The sequence below is a fragment of the Xanthomonas maliensis genome, assembly GCF_009192945.1.
Classification (GTDB): Bacteria; Pseudomonadota; Gammaproteobacteria; order Xanthomonadales; family Xanthomonadaceae; genus Xanthomonas; species Xanthomonas maliensis.
On the sequence record NZ_NSET01000053.1, the window covers coordinates 79,813 to 104,287 of the forward strand.

Annotated in this window: 18 protein-coding genes, 1 tRNA gene and 2 pseudogenes; 12 read left to right on the plus strand and 9 right to left on the minus strand. The window is 67.3% G+C overall.

Features of this window, described 5'->3' with window-relative positions:
* Positions 1-691: 691 nt before the first annotated feature.
* The 3 genes and pseudogenes from CKY51_RS22980 to CKY51_RS16595 all read left to right on the plus strand — a co-directional run.
* A pseudogene (locus CKY51_RS22980) lies at positions 692-1,033 on the plus strand (CHASE3 domain-containing protein); the annotation flags it as partial.
* A gap of 195 nt (positions 1,034-1,228) precedes the next feature.
* A pseudogene (locus CKY51_RS22985) lies at positions 1,229-2,239 on the plus strand (methyl-accepting chemotaxis protein); the annotation flags it as partial.
* A gap of 10 nt (positions 2,240-2,249) precedes the next feature.
* Positions 2,250-2,759: a chemotaxis protein CheW gene (locus CKY51_RS16595; protein WP_031341036.1), complete on the plus strand. Its 510-nt coding sequence runs from the start codon at positions 2,250-2,252 to the stop codon at positions 2,757-2,759.
* Positions 2,760-2,811: 52 nt separating this feature from the next.
* Here the strand turns inward: CKY51_RS16595 and CKY51_RS16600 are convergent, their stop codons facing one another.
* From CKY51_RS16600 to CKY51_RS16610, 4 genes are all read right to left on the minus strand, one after another.
* A complete protein-coding gene (locus CKY51_RS16600) occupies positions 2,812-3,897 on the minus strand; it encodes a sensor domain-containing diguanylate cyclase (RefSeq protein WP_022974677.1) in 1,086 nt (361 codons plus the stop codon).
* Between the two features lie 427 nt (positions 3,898-4,324).
* Positions 4,325-4,498, minus strand: coding sequence for a hypothetical protein (locus CKY51_RS22500; protein WP_170292342.1), 174 nt, complete (start codon positions 4,496-4,498; stop codon positions 4,325-4,327).
* Between the two features lie 321 nt (positions 4,499-4,819).
* Positions 4,820-4,895 (minus strand) — tRNA-Ala (locus CKY51_RS16605).
* Positions 4,896-4,970: 75 nt separating this feature from the next.
* Positions 4,971-5,378, minus strand: coding sequence for an H-NS family nucleoid-associated regulatory protein (locus tag CKY51_RS16610; RefSeq protein WP_031341034.1), 408 nt, complete (start codon positions 5,376-5,378; stop codon positions 4,971-4,973).
* A 398-nt stretch (positions 5,379-5,776) separates the two neighbouring features.
* Between CKY51_RS16610 and ligD the strand changes: the two genes are divergently transcribed.
* Positions 5,777-8,314 (plus strand): DNA ligase D, encoded by a 2,538-nt coding sequence (gene ligD, locus CKY51_RS16615; RefSeq protein ID WP_022974674.1) that lies wholly within the window; start codon positions 5,777-5,779, stop codon positions 8,312-8,314.
* Between the two features lie 60 nt (positions 8,315-8,374).
* Here ligD and rnd read toward each other — a convergent pair whose 3' ends face one another.
* Positions 8,375-9,466: a ribonuclease D gene (rnd, locus tag CKY51_RS16620; protein WP_022974673.1), complete on the minus strand. Its 1,092-nt coding sequence runs from the start codon at positions 9,464-9,466 to the stop codon at positions 8,375-8,377.
* A 98-nt stretch (positions 9,467-9,564) separates the two neighbouring features.
* Between rnd and CKY51_RS16630 the strand changes: the two genes are divergently transcribed.
* Positions 9,565-11,427, plus strand: a complete 1,863-nt coding sequence (locus CKY51_RS16630; protein WP_052172331.1) for an SUMF1/EgtB/PvdO family nonheme iron enzyme — start codon at positions 9,565-9,567, stop codon at positions 11,425-11,427.
* A 231-nt stretch (positions 11,428-11,658) separates the two neighbouring features.
* A complete protein-coding gene (locus CKY51_RS16635; protein WP_022974671.1) occupies positions 11,659-12,915 on the plus strand; it encodes an AcvB/VirJ family lysyl-phosphatidylglycerol hydrolase in 1,257 nt (418 codons plus the stop codon).
* On the opposite strand, the gene xseA is transcribed toward CKY51_RS16635, so the two are convergent.
* Together xseA and queG are read right to left on the minus strand one after the other, a co-directional pair.
* On the minus strand, positions 12,899-14,266 hold the full coding sequence (gene xseA, locus CKY51_RS16640) for an exodeoxyribonuclease VII large subunit (protein ID WP_022974670.1): 1,368 nt from the start codon (positions 14,264-14,266) through the stop codon (positions 12,899-12,901). The genes CKY51_RS16635 and xseA overlap by 17 nt on opposite strands.
* A gap of 51 nt (positions 14,267-14,317) precedes the next feature.
* A complete protein-coding gene (gene queG, locus CKY51_RS16645) occupies positions 14,318-15,385 on the minus strand; it encodes a tRNA epoxyqueuosine(34) reductase QueG (RefSeq protein WP_022974669.1) in 1,068 nt (355 codons plus the stop codon).
* Positions 15,386-15,409: 24 nt separating this feature from the next.
* On the opposite strand from queG, the gene CKY51_RS16650 reads away from it, so the two are divergent.
* The 6 genes from CKY51_RS16650 to CKY51_RS16675 all read left to right on the plus strand — a co-directional run bounded on the left by CKY51_RS16650 (position 15,410) and on the right by CKY51_RS16675 (position 22,978).
* A complete protein-coding gene (locus CKY51_RS16650; RefSeq protein ID WP_022974668.1) occupies positions 15,410-16,900 on the plus strand; it encodes a bifunctional ADP-dependent NAD(P)H-hydrate dehydratase/NAD(P)H-hydrate epimerase in 1,491 nt (496 codons plus the stop codon).
* Complete coding sequence (gene tsaE / locus CKY51_RS16655; RefSeq protein WP_152249522.1) at positions 16,893-17,381, plus strand: tRNA (adenosine(37)-N6)-threonylcarbamoyltransferase complex ATPase subunit type 1 TsaE; 489 nt, start codon at positions 16,893-16,895, stop codon at positions 17,379-17,381. Before CKY51_RS16650 ends, tsaE begins: the two co-directional genes overlap by 8 nt.
* A 64-nt stretch (positions 17,382-17,445) precedes the next feature.
* Complete coding sequence (locus CKY51_RS16660) at positions 17,446-19,047, plus strand: N-acetylmuramoyl-L-alanine amidase (protein WP_038223747.1); 1,602 nt, start codon at positions 17,446-17,448, stop codon at positions 19,045-19,047.
* Between the two features lie 133 nt (positions 19,048-19,180).
* Positions 19,181-21,049, plus strand: a complete 1,869-nt coding sequence (gene mutL, locus CKY51_RS16665) for a DNA mismatch repair endonuclease MutL (RefSeq protein ID WP_022974666.1) — start codon at positions 19,181-19,183, stop codon at positions 21,047-21,049.
* Positions 21,049-22,002, plus strand: coding sequence for a DUF1684 domain-containing protein (locus CKY51_RS16670; RefSeq protein ID WP_052172330.1), 954 nt, complete (start codon positions 21,049-21,051; stop codon positions 22,000-22,002). Before mutL ends, CKY51_RS16670 begins: the two co-directional genes overlap by 1 nt.
* Positions 22,003-22,018: 16 nt before the next feature.
* The gene (locus tag CKY51_RS16675) at positions 22,019-22,978 is read left to right on the plus strand and encodes a TraB/GumN family protein (RefSeq protein WP_022974664.1); all 960 of its coding nucleotides are present in this window, start codon (positions 22,019-22,021) and stop codon (positions 22,976-22,978) included.
* Positions 22,979-23,012: 34 nt separating this feature from the next.
* Here CKY51_RS16675 and phaR read toward each other — a convergent pair whose 3' ends face one another.
* Both phaR and phbB read right to left on the minus strand, forming a co-directional pair.
* Entirely contained in the window at positions 23,013-23,567 is a 555-nt protein-coding gene (phaR, locus tag CKY51_RS16680) for a polyhydroxyalkanoate synthesis repressor PhaR (RefSeq protein WP_152249537.1), read from the minus strand.
* Between the two features lie 158 nt (positions 23,568-23,725).
* Positions 23,726-24,466: a beta-ketoacyl-ACP reductase gene (gene phbB / locus CKY51_RS16685; RefSeq protein ID WP_022974662.1), complete on the minus strand. Its 741-nt coding sequence runs from the start codon at positions 24,464-24,466 to the stop codon at positions 23,726-23,728.
* Positions 24,467-24,475 lie beyond the last annotated feature (9 nt).

The window sequence follows — 24,475 nt, forward strand, 5'->3', positions numbered from 1 at the left end:
GGCCATGACCGGTCACCAGGCCGCGCAACCGGTCCGGCTGTGCCGAGCGCGCCTTGCATCGATTCCAGCCCGGCCACCAGTGGCCCCTTCCGACGGATGTCTGATCCGACCGGAAGCCGGCGGGTGTCCGGGGGCGATGGGGAGTGCGCGCAACCTGCGGTAGCGGCATTCGCTGCCTAGTGGCTGTAGCCGAACAGCGCGGCATGGCCGGTGCACGGGGTGAGTCATCGCGGATTGCCCGATGCCGAGGCGGTTTCCGCGCCAGAAAGGTTTTTCAATGCGTGTCGCGGTGCTCGTCATCGTGATTCGCATACGGAGTTGTAGGGATTTTCCCAATCGTCACGTCAGGCGTCACAAATCCGGAAGTCCGTAAGCCTGAATAGCCGCTTTACAGGATCTGCGTCTAAAGCGCATTTGTGCATCGCCGATAGACCCATGCGAGCGGTCGAAGTGTAGCGGTGTCAACCACTGCTTCTTGCCTTGTCCAGACCCGCAATGGCCCAGTCTCATCGGACGTTTCCGACATCAGCGCACTGAAGGTATCCCCGTGTTCAACAATCTTAAAGTCGCTACCAAGCTCTACGCTGGCTTTGGCGCCGTCCTCGTCATTCTGCTGGTGTTGGCAGCGGTGGCCTATTTCAACGTCAGCAAACTTTCCCAGGCCAATTACTGGAACAACCACACGTACGAAGTGCTGGGCGAGGCCGATGCGGCGCTCAGTAGCCTGATCAATATCGAGACCGGCGCCCGTGGGTTCTCGCTGGCCGGCGAGGAGGCATTCCTGGCGCCGTACCATGCTGGAGTGGCGGAATTCGCCAAGCATCTGGCCAAGGCACAGAAGCTGACCTCCGACAATGCTGAGCAGCAGACGCGTCTGAATGCAGTCAAGGATGCGCAGGCGCAATGGCTGTCTGAAGCGGTCCTGCCGCAGATCGCGCTGCGCCGCAAGATCAATGCCGGCGAGGCCTCGATGGAGGCGATGGTCGCCACGATCCGCACGTCCAAGGGCAAGGCCTTCATGGACCGCATGCGCGAGGAAATGGCGCAAGTACGTCGTACTGAAAGCGAGCTGCTGGCCGCACGCTCGGCCGAAGCCGATCAGCTGCAAGCGCGCACCAACCTGACGCTGATCCTGGGCAGCCTGCTGGCAGCGGCATGTGCCGCCCTGACCGGTTACTTGATCGCACGTTCGTTGATGCGCGAACTGGGCGGCGAGCCGAGCACGGTGGTCGATGTCGCCACGCGGATTTCGCAGGGCGACTTGACCATGCAGGTGCATACCAAGCCGAACGACACCACCAGCGCCATGGCGGCCATGAGTCTGATGGTCAGCAAGCTGGTAGCAGTGGTCGGTGAGGTGAATTCGAGCGCCGAACTGTTGGCCGGTTCGTCGGAGGAGGTCAGTGCCACGGCGCAATCGCTGAGCCAGGCGGCCGCCGAGCAGGCTGCCGGAGTCGAACAGACCAGTGCCTCGCTGGAACAGATGACCGCGTCGATCGGACAGAACACCGAAAACGCCAAGGTCACCGACAGCCTGGCCACGCAGGCGGCCAAGGAAACCATCGAAGGTGGCGAAGCCGTGGTTGCCACCACCAAGGCGATGAAGCAGATCGCGCAGAAGATCGGCATCATCGACGACATCGCTTACCAGACCAACCTGCTCGCGCTCAATGCCGCCATTGAAGCGGCGCGTGCTGGCGAACACGGCAAGGGTTTTGCGGTGGTCGCCGCCGAGGTGCGCAAGTTGGCCGAACGCAGTCAAATCGCTGCGCAGGAAATCGGCGAGGTGGCCAGTTCCAGCGTCGAGCTGGCTGACCGTGCCGGTCGGCTGCTGGACACCATCGTGCCCAGCATCAAGCGCACCTCCGACCTGGTGCAGGAAATCTCCGCCGCATCGGAAGAGCAGTCCTCAGGCGTCAGCCAGATCAACGCAGCCGTTGTGCAGTTGAGCCAGACCACCCAGCAAAACGCGAGTGCGTCGGAGGAGTTGGCCGCCACGGCCGAGGAGATGAGCTCGCAGGCCGAGCAGCTGCAGCAGAGCATGGCGTTCTTCCGGCTCGGCGGGAAGGATGCGCCTGTCGCTGCCGCCCCCCGGCGTGGCAGGGCGGTTCCCTCGCGGCCCAGTCGTTCCAGCGGCGGGCAGACGCGCGAACGCAATGCACGCAACTGGCGTGGCAATGCGATGCCGGCCTACGCCATGGCCGACGGTCCGGACGAAAGCCAATTCGCACGCTTCTGAGGCAGCATCAATGGACGCCCCAACCCCCGATGTGATGTCCGGCGACGCCGATGTCGCCGCCCAGTACCTGACCTTCCAGTTGGAGAACGAAACCTTCGCCACCAGCATTCTCGGTATTCGCGAGATCATCCAGTACCGCACGCCGACGCCAGTTCCGGCCATGCCGGCCTGCGTACGCGGTGTGATCAACTTGCGCGGTGCGGTGGTGCCGGTGGTCGATCTGCAGACCCGTCTGGGCCGCGCCGACAGTGCCGTAGGCAAGCGCAGTTGCATCGTCATTCTGGCGACCGAACAGGCGCAGGGATCGCAAGTGATCGGCGTATTGGTCGATGCGGTCAACGCGGTGATCGAGCTTGCCGACCAGGACATCGAGCCAGCGCCGGCGTTCGGTACCCATATCCGGCGCGACCTGCTGCGCGGCATGGGCAAGGTCGGTGAGCGTTTCGTGGTCCTGCTGGACATGGACCAGGTGTTGCGGGTGGACGAAATCGCCGGCATCGCCGACACCCTGGCGGCCTGAGGGTCTCAAGGGGGCGCGTAACAGCAGGGGCGCGATTGCTGCGCCCCGCGTTTCAGTCGGCGTAATGCCAACCGTCGAAACGATGCACCTGGTTGCGTCCATCCAGGCAGGCCTGCTGCAGCGCATGACGTGCGCGCGCCAACAGCACCCCGAGCGACAGTGTGGCCGGACCGGTCGGCACGACGACACCGATGCTGGCGGTCAGCGGGAGCGGCGACCAACTGGCCGCGGCGATGGCCGCGCGGATGCGCTCGGCCGCCGTCATGCCATCCGCCTCGGCGGCGCTCGGCAACAGTGCGCAGAAGCGGTCTGCCTCCAGTCTGGCGATACAGCCCGCCTCCGGCACCTGCGCTTCGATGATCCGCGCGGCCTGCACCAACGCCGCATCGGCCTGCGTAGCCGCTTGCAGGCGCAGGCGTTTGAAGCCATCCAGCTCGATCAACAACAGCCCCGCGGCCTGCGCGGCGGCGCTTGCCGACGCCGCGGCAAGCTGTTGCATCGCGCGTTCCAGCCCGGCGAGGTTGCAGGTGTCGGTAAGAGGGTCGCGCAGGCTGTCTTGCGCAATCAGCGCGGCGGCACGGCGTAAGGCGAGGCTGTCCACCACCTGGCGCGCCAGCGCCTGCAGCGCCGTGCGCTCGGCCGCCGATAGCCGACGCGGCTGCTGGTCCAGGACGCACAGTGTCCCTAGCGCGTGTCCATCGGCGGTGACCAAGGGGGCGCCAGCATAGAAGCGGATATGCGGCGCCCCGGTGACCAGCGCGTTGTCGGCAAAGCGCGGATCGCTGCGCGCGTCGTTCACCTCCAGCACCTGGTCGGGCGCGAGCAGCGCATGTGCGCAGAATGAAAGCTCGCGTGGCGTCTCGGCGGGCTGCATGCCGACGCGTGCCTTGAACCATTGTCGCTGCGCGTCCACCAACGAAATCAGAGCCATCGGCGTTGCGCACACGTTGGCCGCGTCGGCAGCCCAACGGTCGTAGGCCGGCTCTGGTGCGCTGTCGAGAATGGCGCAGGCCTGCAACGCTGCCAGCCGTTCGTCCTCGTTGGCGGGTGGCCGGGCACCGGTCAGCGGGCGGATATCGCCAATCTGCAGCCGGGCTGCCTGCGACAGGTCGGGAGTAGGGCGGTCTGGACACTGCATGCAGGGCGATCCGGTAAAGGGAGCGACAGATGCCCGTCAGCATCGTCTGCCAGGAGGTCACAGGCAATGGGGGAGCGGACTGGAGCGATCGAGCAATGTGTCGTTGCCGCCTTGGCCGTGTGAACGCGGATGGCCAGCTGAGGAGCTTGATGGTCACCGACCGCAGTCCCTGCGCGCGATAAGGATGCGCGCGACATGCATCCGTCGGTGGCGCGCTATGCCTTCAGGCTGGCCAGGTGTGCTCGCAGTTGGTGGTGCCTGCATGGGAATGTGCTGCCGACCAGCTTGTCGTCCGCCGCGCTCGGCTGCGACGTGGTGCGACGCGTGCGTTCCGGCGTGCGGAACACGCTGGCTGCATGTTGTCGGCCATCCGCCCGTCGCAGGCGCGCGTCCTGGTGCAGGACGCATGGCCTGCACCGATGCATCGTTACTTGGAAGGCGGCGTGCTGCTGGGGCGGCGGCTATGCTCGTCGTGAATCTGCATATCCTTTTGCCCCGGGCGTTGCTTGGCGGCCTCGTCGTGTTGGCGATTCTGCTGGCTTTCGGCTTCGCCATGCTGGTCGCCGGCGCTGTCGTCGGGGTGGCGGGGGGACTTGTTCATGGCGATTCATCTGCGGAAGAAGACCGCACCGTAGCGTGGCCGATGTGATCCCGATGCCACGGCTGGCGCAGCAGTGCGTGCCGACCATCCAGTCATCGACGCAGGGGGGCTAAAGGTGCGTACAGGGACGGCGCGTTGCAGAGCACCGCCGTTGGGAGTGGAGCGGAGCCTGCAGGGGATGCCCCCAGGTGCCCTTCCAAAGATGCCTCCAGCGTCGCCTTGTCAGCACCATAGGCAGCCGCGTGGCCTGCAAACAGAAAGGCCGAAGTCCTTGCTGTACAAGGAATCCGGCCTTCTTGCGCTCCCTTGGTGGGAGAAGAATGGTGGAGCGGAGGAGGATCGAACTCCCGACCTTCGCATTGCGAACGCGACGCTCTCCCAGCTGAGCTACCGCCCCACGCGCCATCGATTCTACCTGCGTGCCGCGCCGTTCGCCAAGCATCGGGCTGCGGCACCGCAAGGGCGGATGACGTTACTCGCCGACCAGCGGGAACTTCAGGTCCGGGTTCTGCGCCTTCCACTCCTTGTAGGACGCGGTGCCTTCCCAGGCAGCGAAGGCCTTGGGCGTGCGACCACGGCCGGACCAGGTCTCGCCGGTGTGCGGCAACTGATACTTGGGCTTGACCTCGCTGCGGCCGCTCTTGGCAGCGTCCTTGCGCGGGGCGCTGACCGCGCTACCCAGGTGCGCGGCGATGTCGTTGCGCTGCTTGGCGTTGAAGTGATCGGCAAACTGCTCCAGCAGCGACACGATGGTGGCATGGGCCGATGCCGCTTCGCTGGCGCGCTCGGCCTTTTCCTGATCTTCCAGCTTCTGCAGTTCGTCCAGCAGCTTGGCCTTGGCTTGCGCGAGGGAATCCAGTTTCGAAGAAGTAGTGCTCACAGAGGTAAAGCCTCGGAATAGGGAGAAAGGCGTCGCCTTGAAGGCGCTGGCCATTATGGCATGAGCTTGTCGGGCGGCCGCCCCTGGGGCATGCCTGCACGCAGCGCCAACGCAGTGTTCACGGTTGCTACGCCGGCAGCGGGCCACAGTGGCAAGCGCGCGATGCCGTTCGCAGCGCAGCGGCGCGTTGCCATCATGGGAGCCGAGCAAATGCGCGAGGACATGCAACAGGCAGGCGGAGCCGACCGCCATCAGGGCGGTGTCCAGGCACCCGGCCGAGCGAAGCGCTGCACCTGCCGGTCGCGATTAGGCACTCATGCCGCGTGTGCCGATGTGCAAGCGCGCAGAGCACCAGTTACCGACGGGCGCTATCGTTGCGCTGACCCTCGGGCAAACCGATGAGCCTGAGCGAGTACCGGCGCAAGCGCCGCTTCGATCGCACCGGCGAACCAGAACCAGGGAAACGCCTGCCACGCGGGCAGCGGGCGATCTTTGTCGTGCAGCTGCATCATGCCAGCCGGCGTCATTACGATTTCCGCTTGCAGGTCGGCGATGCGCTGAAGAGTTGGGCGGTGCCCAAGGGGCCGAGCTACGACCCCAAGGTCAAGCGCATGGCAGTGGAGGTGGAGGATCATCCACTCGACTACGCGCAATTCGAGGGACAGATTCCGCGGGGCGAATACGGTGGCGGCCATGTGGCGCAGTTCGACCATGGGGTATGGACGACTGCCGGCGATGCCGAGGCGCAACTGGCCAAGGGCCATCTGCGTTTCGAGCTGTTCGGCAGCAAGCTCAAGGGGGGCTGGCATCTGGTGCGCTCGGGGAAGCCGGCGCGCCAGCCGCAATGGTTGCTGTTCAAGGATGAAGACGCATATGCCGGCACGCTCGAGGCCGATGACTTGCTGGCCGACGTGACGGCCGCGCCGGCGGCGGATGTACGCCGTGCCGGCGCCGGCAAGCCATCGCAGACACGCGCGCTAAGCCATGTGCCGGCGCCGCGGCGCAGACGCGTCGATTGGGCGCGGCGTGCGTTGGCCCTGACCGCGGCGCGGCGCGCGACGTTGGAGGATGGGCCGTTCGCGCCACAGCTGGCCAAGCTGGGCGCGAATCCGCCGGAGGGCGCGCAGTGGTTGCACGAAATCAAATGGGATGGCTACCGCCTGCTGGCCACGGTACACAACGGTGTGGTGCGGCTGTGGTCGCGCAATGCCCTGGAGTGGACCGATAAGGTGCCGGAAGTCCGCGATGCCATCCAGGCGCTCGGCCTGCGGTCGGCGCAGCTGGATGGCGAGTTGATCGCCGGCCGCGGCACCCGCGCCGATTTCAATCTGTTGCAGGCCACCTTGTCCGGCGAGCGTCAGGCGCCACTGGCGCTGGTGGTGTTCGATCTGCTGCACCTGGACGGCGTGGATCTTTCCGGCGCCCCGTTGCGCGAACGCAAGCAATTGCTGCAGGCGGTGCTGGAGGCTGCGCCGCCGCGGAACTTGGCCTATAGCTCGCACATCGAAGGCGATGGCGCGCAGGCCTTTCGGGTCGCAGGCGAGCAGCACTTCGAAGGCATCATCTCCAAGCGCGCCGAGCGCGCCTACCAGGCTGGGCGCAGCGAGGATTGGCGCAAGACCAAGCAACTCGCCAGCCAGGAATTCGCCGTGGTCGGCTATACCACCCCCAAGGGCAGCCGCGGCAGCTTCGGCGCGCTGCTGCTGGCCACGCCGGACGCGCAACATGGCTGGCGCTACGTCGGGCGTGTGGGCTCGGGATTCTCCGATGCCATGATCCCGGTGTTGGCGGCCAAGCTCGGCGGTGGCGACCGCCGCCCGTGTGTCCACGTCCCCGCCAACGACACCGACCTGCGCAGCGCCCGCTGGTTCGCGCCGCGCTTCGTGGTGGAGGTGGTTGATCGCGGCATCGGCGGCCAGGCCTTGCTGCGCCAGGCCTCCTTCAAGACACTTCGCAACGACAAGACGGTCGAGGCGTTGCGCGATACCGACAGCGACCAGACGGCCGCGTCTTCCGCCAACACGGCGACGGCGCGCAAGCGCAGCCGCGCAGCAGTATCGGCTTCACCTCTGCCGACCCTGTCCAGTCCGGGCAAGCTGATCTATCCGGACATCCGCGCCAGCAAGGGCGACGTCTGGGCGTACTACCAGGCGGTGATGCCGCAGCTGCTGCCGCAGATCGTCGGTCGCCCGCTGTCGGTCATTCGCTGCCCCAGTGGTGCGCACAAACCCTGCTTCTTCCAGAAGCACCACAGCGCCGGGCTGGAACGGGTCGGCACGATGCGCCTGGCAGAAGACGCCGGCCTGCAGGCCGAGTACCTGGTGGTCGAGGACGCGGCCGGCTTGCTGGAACTGGTGCAATTCAACGCGCTGGAATTCCATCCCTGGGGCGCGTGCGCGGATCAGCCGGAGCGAGCCGACCGGGTGGTGTTCGACCTGGATCCTGGCCCGGACGTGCCATTTGCCGAGGTCAAGCGTGCCGCCAGCGATATCCGTCGGTTGCTGGCGCAGTTGGAGCTGGAGTCGTTCCTGCGGGTGTCCGGCGGCAAGGGCCTGCACGTGGTGGTGCCACTCAATCCCGGCTGCGACTGGGAACTGACCAAACGCTTCGCCAAGGGCTTCGCCGAGGCGCTGGCGCAGTCCGAGCCGGCGCGCTTCATCGCCACCGCCAGCAAGCGGCTGCGCAACACCCGCATCTTCGTCGACTACCTGCGCAACGGGCGCGGTGCCACCGCCGTCGCTTCGTATTCGTTGCGGGCGCGGCCAGGCGCGCCGGTGGCCTTGCCGTTGGCGTGGTCGGAGCTGCCGCGACTGCATCGGGCCGACGCGTTCACCCTGCGCGAGGTGCCCGAGCGCCTACGCCGGCGGCGCAAGGATCCCTGGGCAGCGCTGGCGCGTATCGAGCAGAACCTGGCGCGCTGGGCAGCGCAGGAGTGAAGATGCCGAACCGTCTGGCGCGGCCGACGCACTGCCGCAGCGCCGGCGCAAAGACCGCAGTCAGCGGGTGGCAGTGTCGTCCAGCAGCGGCAACAGCTGTGCCGCCAGCTGCGCGTGCCGCCATTGGCCCAGCGCTGCGGGCCATTCGCGCTGTTCGATCAGTGCTTCCAGGTGTCGGCGCGACGCCAGCACGCCATCGGGTAAGCCCAGTTCGCGGCTGCGCTGGCCGACGGCGTCCTGTAGCCGCTTGAGCAAGCCCTTGTGGCGATCGGTTGCCGCCTGTGCGAGCGGGGCATGCTCCTCGTCCGGCAGCGGCGTGGTCAATGCCTCCCAGACTGCGCCGGCGAGCTTGCGCGGAGCCTTGGGGAACTTGTCGAACTGCCGCAGAAGGGCGTCTTGATCGGCGGGCGGAAAGCGCGCGAGCTGGTTGGCCAGTTCGTTGTCGAGAATCCAGCTGCGCGGACGATCGCTCTGCCTGGCCTGCAGATCGCGCCAGCGCAACAAGCGCAGCAACCGGCGCTGTGCCTCTGGCTCAAGGAATTGCGCCGCGCGCAGACTGGTGTGCGGCCAGCGCTCGCCGTCATCGTGCTCGACGGTGGCCAACAGGCGTTCGGCATCCTCGGCCAGCCAGTCGCGCCGGCCTTGCGTGGCCAGGCGTTCGTCCAGTGCGTCGTGCAGCGCGAACAGATAGCGCACATCGTCGGCGGCATAGTCGAGCTGCGCCGGCGATAGCGGCCGGCGCATCCAGTCAGACCGCGTCTCGCCCTTGCTCAGCAGCGTGCCGGTCACCTCGTGCACCAGTTTTTGATACCCCAGGCCGGCGCCAACGCCGGCGAGCGCGGCGGCGATCTGGGTATCGAACAGCGGACGCGGCAATACGCCGCAGGCGCAGCGGAAGGTCACCAGGTCCTCGCTGGCGCTGTGCATCACCTTGAGGATGTCCGGCGCGCGCAACCACTGTGCCAATGCGTCGGTCATGCCCGGGATCAGCGGATCGATCAGCAGGATCTCCTCACCGATGGCCATCTGCACCAGGGCCAACTGCGGCCAATAGGTCCGCTCGCGAATGAATTCGGTGTCCAGGCCGATGCGTGCGGGACGCGGATGCAGGCGATCGGTCAGTTCGGATGGGTGGGTGATCCAGTGGGGCACGTGGTGTCCGTCGATGGCAGGAGTTTGCGCAGTCCGCGCAGAATAGCCTAACGTCGCGATCGCCGGCCGGGAGAGCGGAGCTGTGGAAGGAGCGGGTGGTGGGTGAGTGCGGCAAACGGAGGACGGCATGGGCGCTCGTCGCGCTGTGCGTGTGCGCCTGTTCGCGCGAACAGGCACCGGCGCCTGCGCCCGCTGCCGCTGCATCGCCTGCAGTGATCACTGCGGCGCCGCAGGTCTCCATCGGTGGCGAAGAGTCGGCCGAGACCGTCGCCCGCTGGCAGCCGCCGCCGGTGGACCTGGGCGAGCAGACGGTGGTGCAGGCGCGTCAGCGCGCTGATCAGGCGTTGCAGGAGGACCGTCTGTACCGGCAGCCCGATGATGCCATTCCGCTTTACCTGGCGATCCAGCGCCGCACCGGTGGCAAGGATGCAGCCAGCCGGCGTGGTCTGGAACGCGCACGTGCACGTCTGCTCGAGCTCGGGCACGAAGCCCTGGCGCGCATCGCCCAGCAGGACACCGCGCTCGAGCAGGCGCGTGAGCTTGCCATCGTGGCGCTGGCGTTGGCGCCCGACGATCCGAAGGTGCGCGACCTGCAGCAGCGGGTGGAGACGGCGCAGCGCGTGCTCGCCTTCAATCGCGCTGGCGAGGATGATCTGCGCGCCGGCCGGCTGGGCGAGGATGGCAATGGCGCGCTGATCAATTTCCGCGATGCTGCCCAGCTCGATCCAGAGGATCCGCGCGCGCGCCAGGGGCTGGCGGCGGTGGAGAGTGCGCTGTTGCGGCGGGCCGAGCGCGCCGCCGATGCCGGTAACTTCGTCGCGGCCCGTTACTGGGTGCAGATGGCGGCCAAGGCGCGTCACCAGGCGCCGACCATCGCCGATGCGCGTGCGCGCATCGAACGCGTGCGCCGCGGCCAGATCGCTGCCTTGCGCGATGCCGGCCTGCGCGACCTGACCTCGCCGCGTGGGCTGAAGGCGGCCGGAGAGAAGCTGGCCAGCGTGCTGCGTATCGCCGACCCAGGCGATCCGATGGTCGGCGAACTGCGGCGTCGGCTGGAGCTGGCCACGCACTACGGCAGCTTCCGACCCGGGCAGGTTTTCACCGACGGCTTGAAGTCCGGCGGTCGCGGGCCGCAGATGATCGTGGTGCCGCATGGTGCCTTCCGTATGGGCGCTGCCGACAGCGAGCGTGGGGCTTCGGACAACGAGCGTCCTGCGCACTACGTACGCTTCGCACGTGGATTCGCCTTGTCGATCACCGAGGTCACGGTCGCCGAGTTCCGCCAGTTCGTCGAAGCCACCGGTGCCCGGCCGCGCGCCACCCGACGCGGGCATTCTGTGGTCTATGACGAGCGCAGCGGCAATTTCATCCGTCGCAGCGGCGTGGATTGGCAATCGGATTACAACGGCGCGCGCGCGGCGCCCAACAGTCCGGTCATGCATGTCAGCATCCGCGACGCCGAGGCGTATGCGGCCTGGCTGAGCGAGCAGACCGGGCGGCATTACCATCTGCCCAGCGAAGCCGAGTTCGAATACGCGTTGCGCGCCGGGACCAGCGGACGCTATCCCTGGGGCAACGCCGGCACACCGCCGATCGATGCGGGCAACTACACCGGCGGTAACGACGTCTCGCGCAGCGGCAGGCACTGGAACAACGGTTTCGTCGGTTATGGCGATGGATTCTGGGGGCCGGCGCCGGTCGGCAGTTTCCGCGCCAATCCCTGGGGCCTGCACGACATGGGCGGCAATCTGAGCGAATGGGTGGCCGACTGCTGGCATGCCAGTTATCGGCGCGCGCCTGCCGACGGCGCGGCCTGGTTCAACCCTGGATGCCGGCAGCGCGTGGTCCGCGGGGGGAGCTGGGCCAACTCGCCGCAACAGACGCGCGCGGCCTGGCGACTGTCGCAGGACTCGGATACCACCAGCGCGCGGATCGGCTTTCGGGTGGCGCGCGGCATCTAGCCTCAGCGGCCGCTGCTGCCGCCGCAACACGCGCAGAAGTCCCGGGCGTAGCAGCGGCTCCCCATCGACGCGAGCGGCCGCGTAGGCGTGGCCCACATTGCGAAGCGTTTGCCCGTCTGGAACCTGAATAATCCTCACTTTGGCTTAACGAATGCGAACATGCTCTCTGGCGGCGTCTAACCGGCGTCGACTTGCAGGTTCACAATGGCGCCCATTCGAGGAGTGCCTGTGATGAATTGGGGGATCAAGGTGTTTCGTTGGGTGATCGCAGCGTTGTTGGTCGTCGGCAGCGGCTATGCCGTCGCGCGCCATTTACAGGCCAGCAACGTCGCTGGCCATTATCGGTCGGTGCAAGTGTTTCGTCCGGCCGGGATACCGAAGGCGATGGTCGTGCTGCTGCCGGACAGCGCACATGCCGCCGACGGCAAGCATCTGGCGGAAACCCTGAGCGCAGACGGTGCACTGGTGGCGGTGGTGAATACCGCGCGTTATCGCTCGCGTTTCCTGGCCCGCCAGGCGAAGTGCACTTCATTGGCCGACGATGCCGAGCGCTTGGGCAAGAAGATCCTGCGTGCCGAGCACGTGGACGCCTTCCTGCCGCCCTTGTTGGTCGGACAGGGCGATGGTGCGTTGCTGGCAAGGCAGGCGGTGGCGTCGGCGGCGCCGGATGTGCTGTCCGGTGCGGTCGTGGTCGAAGGAGCGGAGCCGGCCAGCAATGGCGATAGCCTTGCCTGTCCGACCGCCGCGACCGATCCAGCCCAGGGCTTCGTGCAGGTACTTGGCCGCGATGCCACTGCGGTACAGATCGCCGGTGCGACCCGCAAGCACTTTTCTGTCGGGCAAGCCGAGGGGCTGGCCGATCTGCCGCTGGTGGAACTGCATGCTCCGGGTAGCGATCGACTGGTGGTGCTGCTCTCCGGCGACGGCGGCTGGCGCGAACTGGACAAGGGTATTGCTGCGCAATTGCAGAAGCACGGCGTTTCGGTGGTGGGCTGGAACAGCCTGCGTTATTTCTGGGGAACGCGTACGCCGCAGCAGGTGGCCGCGGACCTGGATCGGGTGATCGCCAACTATCGACAACGCTGGCACGTGCGGCATGTTGCGCTGGTGGGATACTCCTTCGGAGCCGACGTACTGCCGTTTGCCTACCGCGACATGTCGCCGTCACAGCGCGAGACGGTGCAGTTCGTCAGCCTGCTAGGCCTCGGCCACCATGCCGACTTCAAGGTCCGCGTCGGCGGCTGGCTGGGCTGGCACAACGACGCGGAGCTGCCGGTGACACCGGCGCTGCAGGCACTGAACCTGCGCCAGGTGCAGTGCATCTACGGCGACGAGGAAAAAGACACGCTTTGCCCGGAATTGCGGGCACGAGGCGTGCAGGTCGTGGTGCGCCCGGGCGGCCACCATTTCGACCATGATCCGGTGGCGCTGGCCGGGGCGTTGATGGATGGCTGGCACACGGCCAACCAGGCTAGCGACCCGGGTTGAGGTCGGCCGCGTCCTGGTCGTCGCTGGCGTCGACGTGCACGGCGATGCTGCCGTCGGCCAGTCGAATCCGCAGTGCATCGCCCGGCGCGACCTGCGCGTGGCTGCGCACCAGCGCGCCATCGTCGCTGCGGCTCACGATGGCATAGCCACGCGCCACCGTGGCCAGCGGGCTGACCGCTTCGAGCGAACGTGCCAGCCCGCGCAGCTGCAGCTGATCGTGCTGCAGCCGGCGCTGCATCGCCGCCAGGGGATGCAGCCCTTGCAGGCGCTGGCGCCAGCCGGCCAGCTCGCGTTGCGGGCTGTGTAGCCGAAGCTGTGTCTGTGCGCGCTGGGTGCGCGCCTGCAGGCGTTCGAGAATCTGCGTCATCCGCATGCGCAGCTGGCGCCCAGCATCCTGCTGCCGGCGCTGCAGCAGTTGCAGGCGCGCCTGCGGACTACGCGCTTGTAGCCGCAGCGCCAGGCGGTCGGCCCGCTGGATCGCCTGGTCGAGCGCATGGCGCTGCAGTTGCAGCAAGCGCGCCTGTGCGCGGTGCAGGCGTGCGGTCAGTTCGCGTTGGTCGGGAACCAGCAGTTCGGCCGCCACCGACGGCGTGGGGGCGCGCACGTCGGCGACGAAGTCGCTCAGGCTGACGTCGGTCTCATGACCCACTGCCGAGACGATCGGCGTGCTCGCTGCAGCAATCGCCCGCGCCAGCCGCTCGTCGTTGAAGGCCCACAGGTCTTCCAAGGAGCCGCCGCCGCGCGTGAGTAGGATGACGTCGTAGCGGCCGCAGGCGTCGGCGCGTTCGAGCAGCTGGGTGAGCTGGGCGGCGGCGCTGTCGCCTTGTACCAGTGACGGCAGCACGTCCACCTCCAGTAGCGGGAACCGTCGCGCCAGCACGCTGAGCACGTCACGCACCGCGGCGCCACTGGGCGAGGTGATGACCGCCAATCGCCGTGGCTGGGGCGGCAGCGGTTGCTTGCGTGCCGGATCGAACAAGCCTTCGTCGGCCAGCCGGGCGCGCAGTGCCTCGAAGGCGCGGCGCAGCGCGCCTTCGCCGGCTTCTTCGAGATGATCCAGCACCAATTGGTAATCGCCACGCGCTTCGTACAGCGTCAGCCGTCCACGCGCGAGCACGCGCAAGCCTTCGCGCGGCTGGAACTTCAACCAGCTGCTCTTGGGTTTGAACATCGCGCAGCGGATCTGCGCACGCGCGTCCTTGAGGGTGAAGTACAGGTGGCCCGACGACGGGCGGGTCACGTTGCCCAGTTCGCCCTCGACCCAGATCAGCGGGAACGATCCCTCCAGCAAGTCGCGCGCCAGCGCGTTGAGTTGGCTGGGGGTGAGAATCTCTGTGGTGCGATCGGCCATTGCCGCATTATCCCGCAGCGGCGGACCGGATGGTGCGGCGCCGAGCTGGCATCAGCATCCGTGCTGGGCGAGCGCCCAGGCCACGTGCTCGCGCACCAGCGGCGAGGGATCCTCGCGTCGGGCCTGCAGTGCGCCCAAGACTTCCGGCGTCGTCGGCGCATTGCCGAGCGCCACCGCGAGATTGCGCAACCACCGCTGGTGGCCGCTGCGGCGGATCGGGCTGCCTTGGGTGCGGCGCAGGAACTCGTCCTCGTCCCAGGCGAATAACTGTGGCAACGTGGCGATGTCCAGATCGTTGCGCGCGCGGAAGTCCGGCTCGTCGGTGCGACGCGCGAACTTGTTCCAGGGGCACACCAGTTGGCAGTCGTCGCAGCCGAAGATGCGGTTGCCGATCGGCTTGCGCATCGCTTCCGGGATCTCGCCCTCGTGCTCGATGGTCAGATAGGCGATGCAGCGCCGGGCATCCAGCCGTTGCGGGGCGATGATGGCCTGGGTCGGGCAGATGTCGATGCAGCGCGTACAGGTGCCGCAGTGGGCGCTGGCCGGTGTGTCGATCGGTAGCGGCAGGTCCAGGTAAATCTCGCCCAGGAAGAACCAGGAGCCGCCGTTACGGTCGATCAGACAGGTGTGCTTGCCGATCCAGCCCAAGCCGGCATTGCGCGCCAGCGCGCGTTCGAGCACCGGCGCGGAGTCGACGAACACCCGGTAGCCGAACGGGCCAATGGTCTCCTGGATGCGCTCGGCGAGTTTCTGTAGCCGGTTGCGCATCAGCTTGTGATAGTCGCGTCCGAGCGCGTAGCGCGCCACGTAGGCGCGCTGGCCATCGGCCAGGGTGTCCCAGGCCTGGGTATCGTCCTTGCGGCCATAGTCCAGCCCCACCGAGAGCACGCGCAGGGTGCCGGGCACCAGTTCCTGCGGACGCGAACGCTTGTCGCCGTGCTGGGCCATCCAGTGCATGGTCCCGTAGAGGCCTTCGGCCAGCCAGCTGCGCAGGTGCTGTTCGTCCTCGCCCAGCTCGATGCCGGCGATGCCGCAGCGCTGGAAGCCGGCTGCACGCGCCAACGCACGGATCTGCGTGGCGGCGGCGGTGAGGTCGGGCAGGGTGGGAACGGCGGACATGCCGACAAGTATAGAATTCCGGCCATGTACGCACCGCTTGCTCTCTACGACACCGCTGCCGCGCGCATGCTCGACGCGCAGGCGACCCAACTGCTCGGTGGCGACGGCTACATCTTGATGCAACGGGCGGGGCAGGCCGCCTGGCAGTGCTTGCTGGAGCGCTGGCCGCGCGCACGGCGATTGCTGGTGGTCTGCGGCACCGGCAACAACGGCGGCGATGGCTATGTGCTGGCGCGCCTGGCCCAGCGTGCTGGCCGCCAGGTGCAGGTGGTTCACCTTCCCGAGCAGGGACCGGGCTCGCCGCTGTCCCAGCGTGCCTGTACCGACTATCTGGCCGCAGGTGGTGCAGTCGATCTGTTCCCGTGTCCGCTGGCACACGCCGATGTGATCGTCGATGCCTTGTTCGGCATCGGCATGAACCGCACGCCCGATGCGGAAACCGCCGGATTGATCGAGGCCATCAACGCTGCAGGCGTGCCGGTGCTGGCGCTGGACGTGCCCAGCGGCCTGGATGCCGATCGCGGCGTCGCCTTCGGCGCAGCCGTCCGCGCCAGCGCGACCCTGCAATTCATCGTTCCGCATGTCGGTCTGTATACCGGCGATGCACTGGAGCATGCCGGCGATCGCGTCCTGGCGCCGTTGGAGGTGCCGGCCTCGGCCTTCGATGGCCTGAGCGCTGTTGCCCAGGCATGGACAATGGAGGCGTTGGCGGCGCATTTGCGGCCACGCCGGCGCAACAGCCACAAGGGCGAATCCGGCCGGGTGCTCTGCATCGGCGGTAACCTCGGCAGTGGTGGCGCCATTCTGTTGACCGCCGAGGCGGCCCTGCGCAGCGGTGCCGGACTGGTGCAGGTCGCCACCCGCGCCGAGCACGTGGCGCCGTTGCTGACCCGCTGTCCCGAGGTGATGGCGCGCGCCGTCCACAGCGACGACGACATCGCTGCGCTGGCCTCGGCGGCGGATGCGCTGGCACTCGGTCCGGGATTGGGGCAGGACGATTGGGCGCAAGCGCTGTGGCGTGCGGGCATGACCTCCGAGACTGCCTGCGTGCTGGATGCCGATGGCTTGAATCTGCTGGCTGCGCACGCGCTTCCATTGCGCGCGTCGCTGGTGCTGACGCCGCATCCTGGCGAGGCCGGGCGCCTGCTGGGCTTGTCCACCGCCCAGGTGCAGCGCGATCGTTTGTCCGCTGCTGCTGCCCTGGTGACGCGCTTCGGTGCCGTGGTCGTGCTGAAGGGCGCCGGCACCGTGGTGGCCGCCCCCGGCATGCCGCCGCGCATCATCGATGCCGGCAATGCCGGCATGGCGGTCGGTGGCATGGGCGATCTGTTGACCGGCGTGATTGCCGCGCTGTTGGGCCAGGGCTGGTCGCCGTTCGATGCCGCCAGCCTGGGCGCCTTGCTGCATGCCTGTGCCGGCGATGCCGCAGCCGCCGACGGCGAGCGCGGCCTGCTGCCGACCGATCTATTGCCGCAGTTGCGGCGCCTCGCCAATCCCGGAGCTTTGCATGTCTAACCTGGCCGGCCAACTGGCCGACGTCGAACACACCGAGCGCTTGGGACAGGTGCTGGCGAACACGCGTCCGGAGCGCGCGATGGTGCAATTGCATGGCGATCTCGGCGCAGGCAAGTCCACCCTGGCGCGGGCATTGCTGCGCACATTGGGGGTGACAGGCCCGATCCGTAGCCCCACCTACACCTTGATCGAGCGCTATCCGCTTGCCGCCGGCGGCGAAGCCTGGCACCTGGATCTGTACCGTATCGGCCAGGCTGCGGAACTGGATTTCCTCGGGCTGGACGAAGCGGCCGCCACCTTGTGGCTGGTGGAATGGCCCGAGCGTGGCGCGGGCGCGCTACCACCGGTGGATCTGGATGTGGAGCTGGCGATGCAGGGCGACGGGCGGCAATTCGCCCTGCACGGGCGTAGTCCGTTGGGGCACGCCTGGCTGCAGCGGCTGGCCGATCATGGCGACTTGCAGTCCTTTTTTGCCTCCTGACCGGAAGAATGAACGCCAGGTTGTGGATTATTAAGGGAAATTGCCTTGATTTTCACATGGTGGGGTGTTTGAATCCGGCTCCATGATCATGGGGCGCCGACAACTCGCTGTTTCCGCCATGACCGCCGGCCTGAGCCTGGCGGTTTTTGCTGCCTGGGCCGGCGAAATCAAGGCGGTCGGCGTCAGTACCGGTGCCACCGGTACCCGTGCGGAAATCCAGTTGGCCGGCAGCGGCGCGTTCAAGACCTTGTCGCTGGCCAATCCGAATCGCCTGGTGGTCGATTTTCCCGATTCCGCGGGTGCCCGTGGCCTCAAATTGCCATCCGCGTCGGGCCTGGTGACCGGGGTGCGCACGGGGCAGCCGGTGCCGGGGACCTTCCGCGTCGTCTTCGAACTCGCCAGTCCGGTCACCGCGCTCAAGCCGCAGATGCAGACCGTCGGTGCCAGCTCGACCCTGGTGATCGAATGGCCTGGTGACTACGCGTCGGCACCGGTGGCGACGGCTCCCGCGCCGCCGCCACCGCCGGGTCCGGATGCCCAGGCCGAAGCCGCACGCGCCACCGCTGCGTTAGCCTCGGCCGCGCAGCGCGCGTCCGCGCAACCTGTTCCGGCACGCCCGGTCGTGGTTCCTGCCTCGGCAATGCCGAGCGTGACACCGGCGCCGGTGCCGACCACGGTCGCCACCGGCGTGCCCGCCCCGCGTCCGCCGTCCGGCGAGCGTGCCGGTGCAATGGCCAGCACCAATGGCGCTTCGCCTGCGGCCATTCTCAACGGTGGTAGCCCCCCCGCGGCGGTTGCGGTCACGCCCGCTGCGCCGAAGGGAAGCGATGCCGACGACGCGATGCCGACGCCACGCCCGCTGCTGCCGAGTGAGGCGTCGCGGGTGAAGATGGCGCCGGGCATGCGTCCGCTGGTGGTGGCGATCGATCCGGGCCATGGCGGGCAGGATCCTGGGGCCCAGGGACCGACCGGCAAGCGCGAGAAGGACGTGACCCTGGCGATCGGGCGCGAACTGGCACGCCAGGTCAATGCCACGCCCGGCATGAAGGCCTACCTGACCCGCGACACCGATGTGTTCATTCCGCTGCCGATGCGCGCACAGAAGGCACGCGCCGCCAAAGCCGATATCTTCATCTCGATCCATGCCGATGCGGCCGAAAACCGTAGCGCCACCGGCTCGTCGGTCTACGTGCTGTCCACCAAGGGGGCTTCCTCGCAACGCGCGCGCTGGCTGGCCGACAAGGAAAATGCCGCCGACCTGGTCGGCGGCGTACGCCTGCAGCAAACCGAAAGCACGCTGGCCAACGTCCTGCTGGACCTGGCCCAGAGCGGCCATATGAAGGCCTCGGAAGATGCCGCAGGCCATGTGCTCGGTGGCTTGAAGCGGATCGGCAATAACCACAAGCCGGAGCTGGAACGCGCCAACTTCGCGGTGCTGCGGACCTCGGACATGCCGGCCATGCTGGTGGAGACCGCCTTCATCTCCAATCCCGACGAAGAACGTCGGCTGACCGATCCGTCCTATCAGCGCAAGATCGCCAGCGCAGTGCTCGACGGCATCGATACCTTCTTTACCCGGCAGCCACCACCGGGCACCTTGTTCGCTGCCCGTGCGCAGGCCGAAGCCGATGCCGCGGCCGGCACGGTCGCCGGCGGCAGTCGCTGACCCGCTCGGCTATCATCGCTTCCTGATTCCTCGATGACGGCGCCTTGCGGTGCCGGATTGCCGTGCCGATGTCTGTCTTGTCCGTGTTGTTGCCGTTGTCTGCGTCCTGCGCGTGCGTACGGAGTCTGCGCTGATGGCGATCCGTCCGCTGCCCGAGATCCTGATCAACCAGATCGCCGCTGGCGAAGTGGTCGAACGTCCTGCCTCGGTGGTCAAGGAGCTGGTCGAGAACGCACTCGATGCCGGTGCCACGCGCGTGGACATCGACCTGGAGGAAGGCGGGGTGCGGCTGATCCGGATCCGTGACAATGGCGGCGGGATCGCGCCGGACGAACTGCCGCTGGCGATCTCGCGGCACGCCACCAGCAAGATCGCGTCGCTGGACGATCTGGAAACGGTGGCAACGCTGGGGTTCCGAGGCGAGGCGCTGCCGTCGATCGCCTCGGTCAGTCGCTTCACCCTGATCTCGCGGCAACCGCATGCCGAGCACGGGTCGTCGCTGCAGATCGAAGGCGGCCGCGTCGGCGAGGTCGTCCCGCATGCGCATGCGCCCGGCACCACGGTCGAGGTGCGCGAGTTGTTCTTCAATGTTCCGGCACGGCGCAAGTTCCTGCGTGCCGAACGCACCGAACTGGGACACATCGAGGAGTGGCTGCGTTCGTTGGCGCTGGCGCGGCCGGATGTGGAACTGCGCGTGTCGCATAACGGCAAACCATCGCGGCGCTACAAGCCGGGCGATCTCTACTCGGACGCGCGGCTGGGCGAAACCCTGGGTGAGGACTTCGCCCGGCAGTCCTTGCGGGTGGATCACAGCGGCGCCGGTCTGCGCCTGCATGGCTGGATCGCGCAGCCACACTATTCGCGTGCCAGCACCGACCAGCAATACCTCTACGTCAATGGCCGTTCGGTGCGCGATCGCAGCGTGGCACATGCGGTCAAGATGGCGTATGGCGATGTGCTGTTCCATGGCCGTCAGCCGGCCTACGTGCTGTTCCTGGAGCTGGATCCGGCACGGGTGGACGTCAACGTGCATCCGGCCAAGCACGAGGTACGTTTCCGCGAAGCGCGCCTGATCCACGACTTCGTCTATCGCAGCTTGCAGGAAGCACTGGCGCAGACGCGCGCCGGTACCGCGCCGGCCAGCATCGGTCGGGAGGCGGACTTGCCGGTCGAAGCTGGTGCGCAACCCATTGCCGCCGGCGCGCAGGCGCCACGGTTTGGGCTGGGGCAGGGCGGTGGCGGCTTTGGCCGCGCCAGCTGGGGGCCGGCGCAGACGCCGCTCGGCCTGCGGGTGGATGAGGCGCCGGCCGCCTATGCGGCGCTCTACGCACCGCCTGCCAGCCAGTCGGAAACGCATGGAGGGGTGCTGGCTGCATCTGCATCGAGCGGCCTGCCCGAGACCCGTGCGGAGACCGGCGTGCCGCCGCTGGGCTATGCGATCGCGCAATTGCACGGCATCTACATCCTGGCCGAGAACGCCGACGGCCTGATCGTGGTGGACATGCATGCCGCCCACGAACGCATTGGCTACGAGAGGCTCAAGCAGGCGCACGACAGCATCGGCCTGCGCGCCCAGCCACTGCTGGTGCCAATCACCCTGGCGGTGGGCGAACGCGAGGCCGATACGGCCGAGCGCGAGGCCGAAACGCTGGCGACGCTGGGATTTGAGATCACCCGCAGCGGTCCGCAGTCGCTGCACGTGCGCAGCATTCCGGCGCTGTTGGCCAATGCCGAGCCCGAAGCCTTGCTGCGCGACGTGCTTGGCGACTTGCGCGAACATGGCCAGAGCCGACGGATTGCCAGCGCGCGCGACGAGTTGCTGTCGACCATGGCTTGCCACGGCGCGGTCCGCGCCAATCGCAGGCTGACGGTGCCGGAAATGAACGCCCTGCTGCGCGATATGGAAGTCACCGAACGCTCTGGGCAGTGCAATCATGGCCGGCCGACCTGGGCGCGGTTTACGCTGGGCGAAATCGATCGTTGGTTCTTGAGGGGGCGTTGATGACAGGGGGACGTTGCAGGCAGCCTCGCCAGTGGGCGCTGCCGTTGTGGGGCGTGCTGGCGATCGCCACGTTGACCGGCTGTGGCCGCGACGCGCCACCAGAAGCACGGCCGGCGATCATGGATTCGGCGTTTCTCGCCGACCACGCCGCCTGGCGGCAGCAGCGGCTGGCCTCGCTGCGCGCCGCGGATGGCTGGACGAGCTTGGTGGGCCTGCATTGGCTGAGCCTGAAGGCCCACTACATCGGCAGCAGCGCAGGCAGCGGCATTCGCCTGGCGGTAGGGCCGCCGAAGCTGGGCATGGTCGCCACCGAGGGCGATGCGGCCTGGTTCGTTCCCGAGCGCGGGGTGGCGTTGACGGTGGACGGCAAGCCACTGACCGGGCGGATCCGTTTCCAGTCCGATCGCGAGCCGCAGCCCACCTTGATCGGCTTCGATGAGGGCAAGGGCCAGCTCAGCCTGATCCGTCGCGGCGATCGGCTCGCCTTGCGGGTCAAGCATGCCGATGCGCCGGCACGTACTGCATTTACCGATGTGCCTGAGTGGCCGCTGGATCAGAGCTGGCGCCTCCAGGCCCGTTTCGTCCCGCATGCCGCCGGCACCACCTTGTCGATCGTCGACATCGTCGGCATCACCACCGCGCAGCCCAATCCTGGTGCGCTCGAATTCGAGCGCGACGGCAAAACCTACCGGCTGGAGGCCATCGGTGAACCGGGGCGGTCCTTGTTCGTGGTGTTCGCCGACCGAACCAGTGGACACGGCAGCTATCCGGCCGGTCGCTTTCTCGATGTGGATGCGCCCGCCGGCAACGGGCAGGTGACGGTGGACTTCAACCGGGCCTACAACCCGCCATGCGCGTTCACCCCGTACGCGACCTGTCCGCTGCCGCCGCCGGAGAACCGCATCGATCTGGCGGTCGCCGCCGGCGAGAAAGTCTATAAGGGTCCCCATTGATGCACGGAGCGGGTCGATGCAGGCAGGGATAAAGCGCTGGTGCGGCAAGTTTGCGTTGTTGGCGATAACGCTGCTGGCGGCATGGCCGGCGCCGGCGCGCGAAGAGCCCGTTGGCGCGACGGCGCCGCCGGTGCCCTTGCTGTGGAAAGTGGAAGGCCGCGGCGGCACGTTGTATCTGCTGGGTTCGTTCCATTTGCTCAAGCCGACCGACTATCCGTTGTCCGCGGACGTGATGCAGACCTTGTCCAAGGCCGATCGACTGGTGTTCGAGCTGCCGCCGGCCGATGCGCAGTCGCCCGACCTGGCCGCGCGCATGCTGCAGGCCGCGCGCCGCAGCGATGGCCGCCGTTTGCAGGATGTGCTCGATGCGCGGACCTGGGCCGCCCTGGCCGCCTATGCCGAACGCCACGGCATGGCGCTGGAGCCGTTGCAGACACTGCAGCCTTGGTTCGTCGCACTGAGCATCAGCATTGCCGACATGACCCGCCATGGGATGGATCCGGCCGCCGGTCTGGATCATTACCTGATGGCGCAGGCGCAAGCCCGCGGCAAGCCGGCCGAGGGCCTGGAGCGCGCCGATGAGCAGATCGCCATGCTCGCCGGCATGTCGCCGAAGGAGCAGCGGCAACTCTTGCGCGAAACCTTGGACGAGGCGGATGCCAGCGCGCAACTGCGCGAGCTGCATGCGGCCTGGCGTCGCGGCGATGTGCAAACGCTGTCCTCGCAGATGGCCGAGGACATGCGGCGGCAGTATCCGGCGCTGTACCAGCGGATCAATGTCGACCGCAATGCGCGCTGGGTGCCGCATCTGACGCAGTGGTTGGAGTTGCGGCAGGGCAAGGACCAGGGCACTACCCTGGTGGTCGTCGGAGCGCTGCACCTGTTGGGGCGCGATGGCGTCGTGGAACGCCTGCGCGCGCGCGGCTACCGCGTCGAGCGCATCTGCACCGCCTGCGGCATGCAGACCGTGCGCTGACAACGCCGCTGCGATACGCGGCGTTGTCGTTGTATCAGCGGTTGCGGGCCTTGCCGACCGTACCGGTCGGGCCGCCAGTCGCTCCGCCCAGGCCACCGCTGCCGGTCCCGGTACCTGGCGACGGCGGTGTGCCGGTGCCACCCGGACGCCCGAAGCCCGCGCCGAAATTGCGCTGGAATTCTTGCCACAGCTCCAGATTGCGCTCGGTCAGCTGATTCATCATCGCCCACGGCGTCTGGCCGAGCAGATTGCCCATCTGCTGGCGGAACTGCTGCTGCTGGTCCAGGAACACCTGCATGCTGCGCTCCAGGTAGTTGCCCATGAAGCCCTGCAGGGAGTCGCCGTAGAAGCGGATGATCTGGCTCAGCAACTGGGTGGACAACATCGGCTCGCCGTCCTGTTCCTGGTCGGCGATGATCTGCAACAGCACTGCGCGGCTGAGGTCTTCGCCCGTCTTGGCGTCGCGAACCTCGAATTCCTCGCCATCTATGATCAGCTGACGCACATCCTCGATGGTGATGTAGCTGGAAATTTCCGTGTCGTAGAGACGACGGTTGGGATACTTCTTGATGATGCGAAGTCCGGCCATGGAACGTTCACTCACAACGATAGTGCGCGCAGGATGGCGCACCGCAGCAGCGCTTGCAACAGCCAACGCCGCTTATTTTCTTAAGCAGACGGGGAAAAAATGTTGCGCAGCATGCGGCGGCGGCGATTTCGTGCTGCAACGAACGGTTGCAGCAAACGTTACCAGCCCATGTGATGGCCGCCGTTGATGTCCAGATTGGAGCCAGTGATCCACGCCGCTTCCTCGGCGACCAGGAACGCCACCGCATAGGCGATCTCTTCGGGTCGACCCAAGCGTCCGGTGGGAATGTCGGCGACGATCTTGGCGCGGACTTCCTCCGGCACTGCCATCACCATGTCGGTAGCCACGTATCCTGGCGAGACCGTATTGACGGTGACGCCGAAGGCCGCGTTCTCACGTGCAAGCGAGATGGTGAAGCCATGCATGCCGGCCTTGGCGGCAGCGTAGTTGGCCTGGCCGTACTGGCCCTTCAAGCCATTGATCGAACTGATCTGGATCACGCGTCCCCAGCCACGCTTGCGCATCCCTTCGATCACCGGACGGGTGACGTTGAAGACCGAGTTGAGGTTGGTGTTGATGACGTCGTGCCACTGCTCGGCGGTCATCCGGTGGAAGGTGGTATCGCGGGTGATGCCGGCGTTGTTGACCAGAATCTCGATCGGCCCCAGCGTCGACTCGACTTCCTCGACCAGGGCGCGCGCCGGTTCGGACGCGCCGACGTCGCCACGGAACACCGCTACCTGGTAGCCCTGCGCCTGCATGCGCTGCTGCCATTCGCGCGCCTTGTCTTCGTTGCGGAAGTTGCTGGCCACCCGATGCCCTTGCTCGGCCAGGCGCTTGCAGATGGCGGTACCGATGCCGCCGGTGCCGCCGGTGACCAATGCGACGCGAGATGTCATGCACGACTC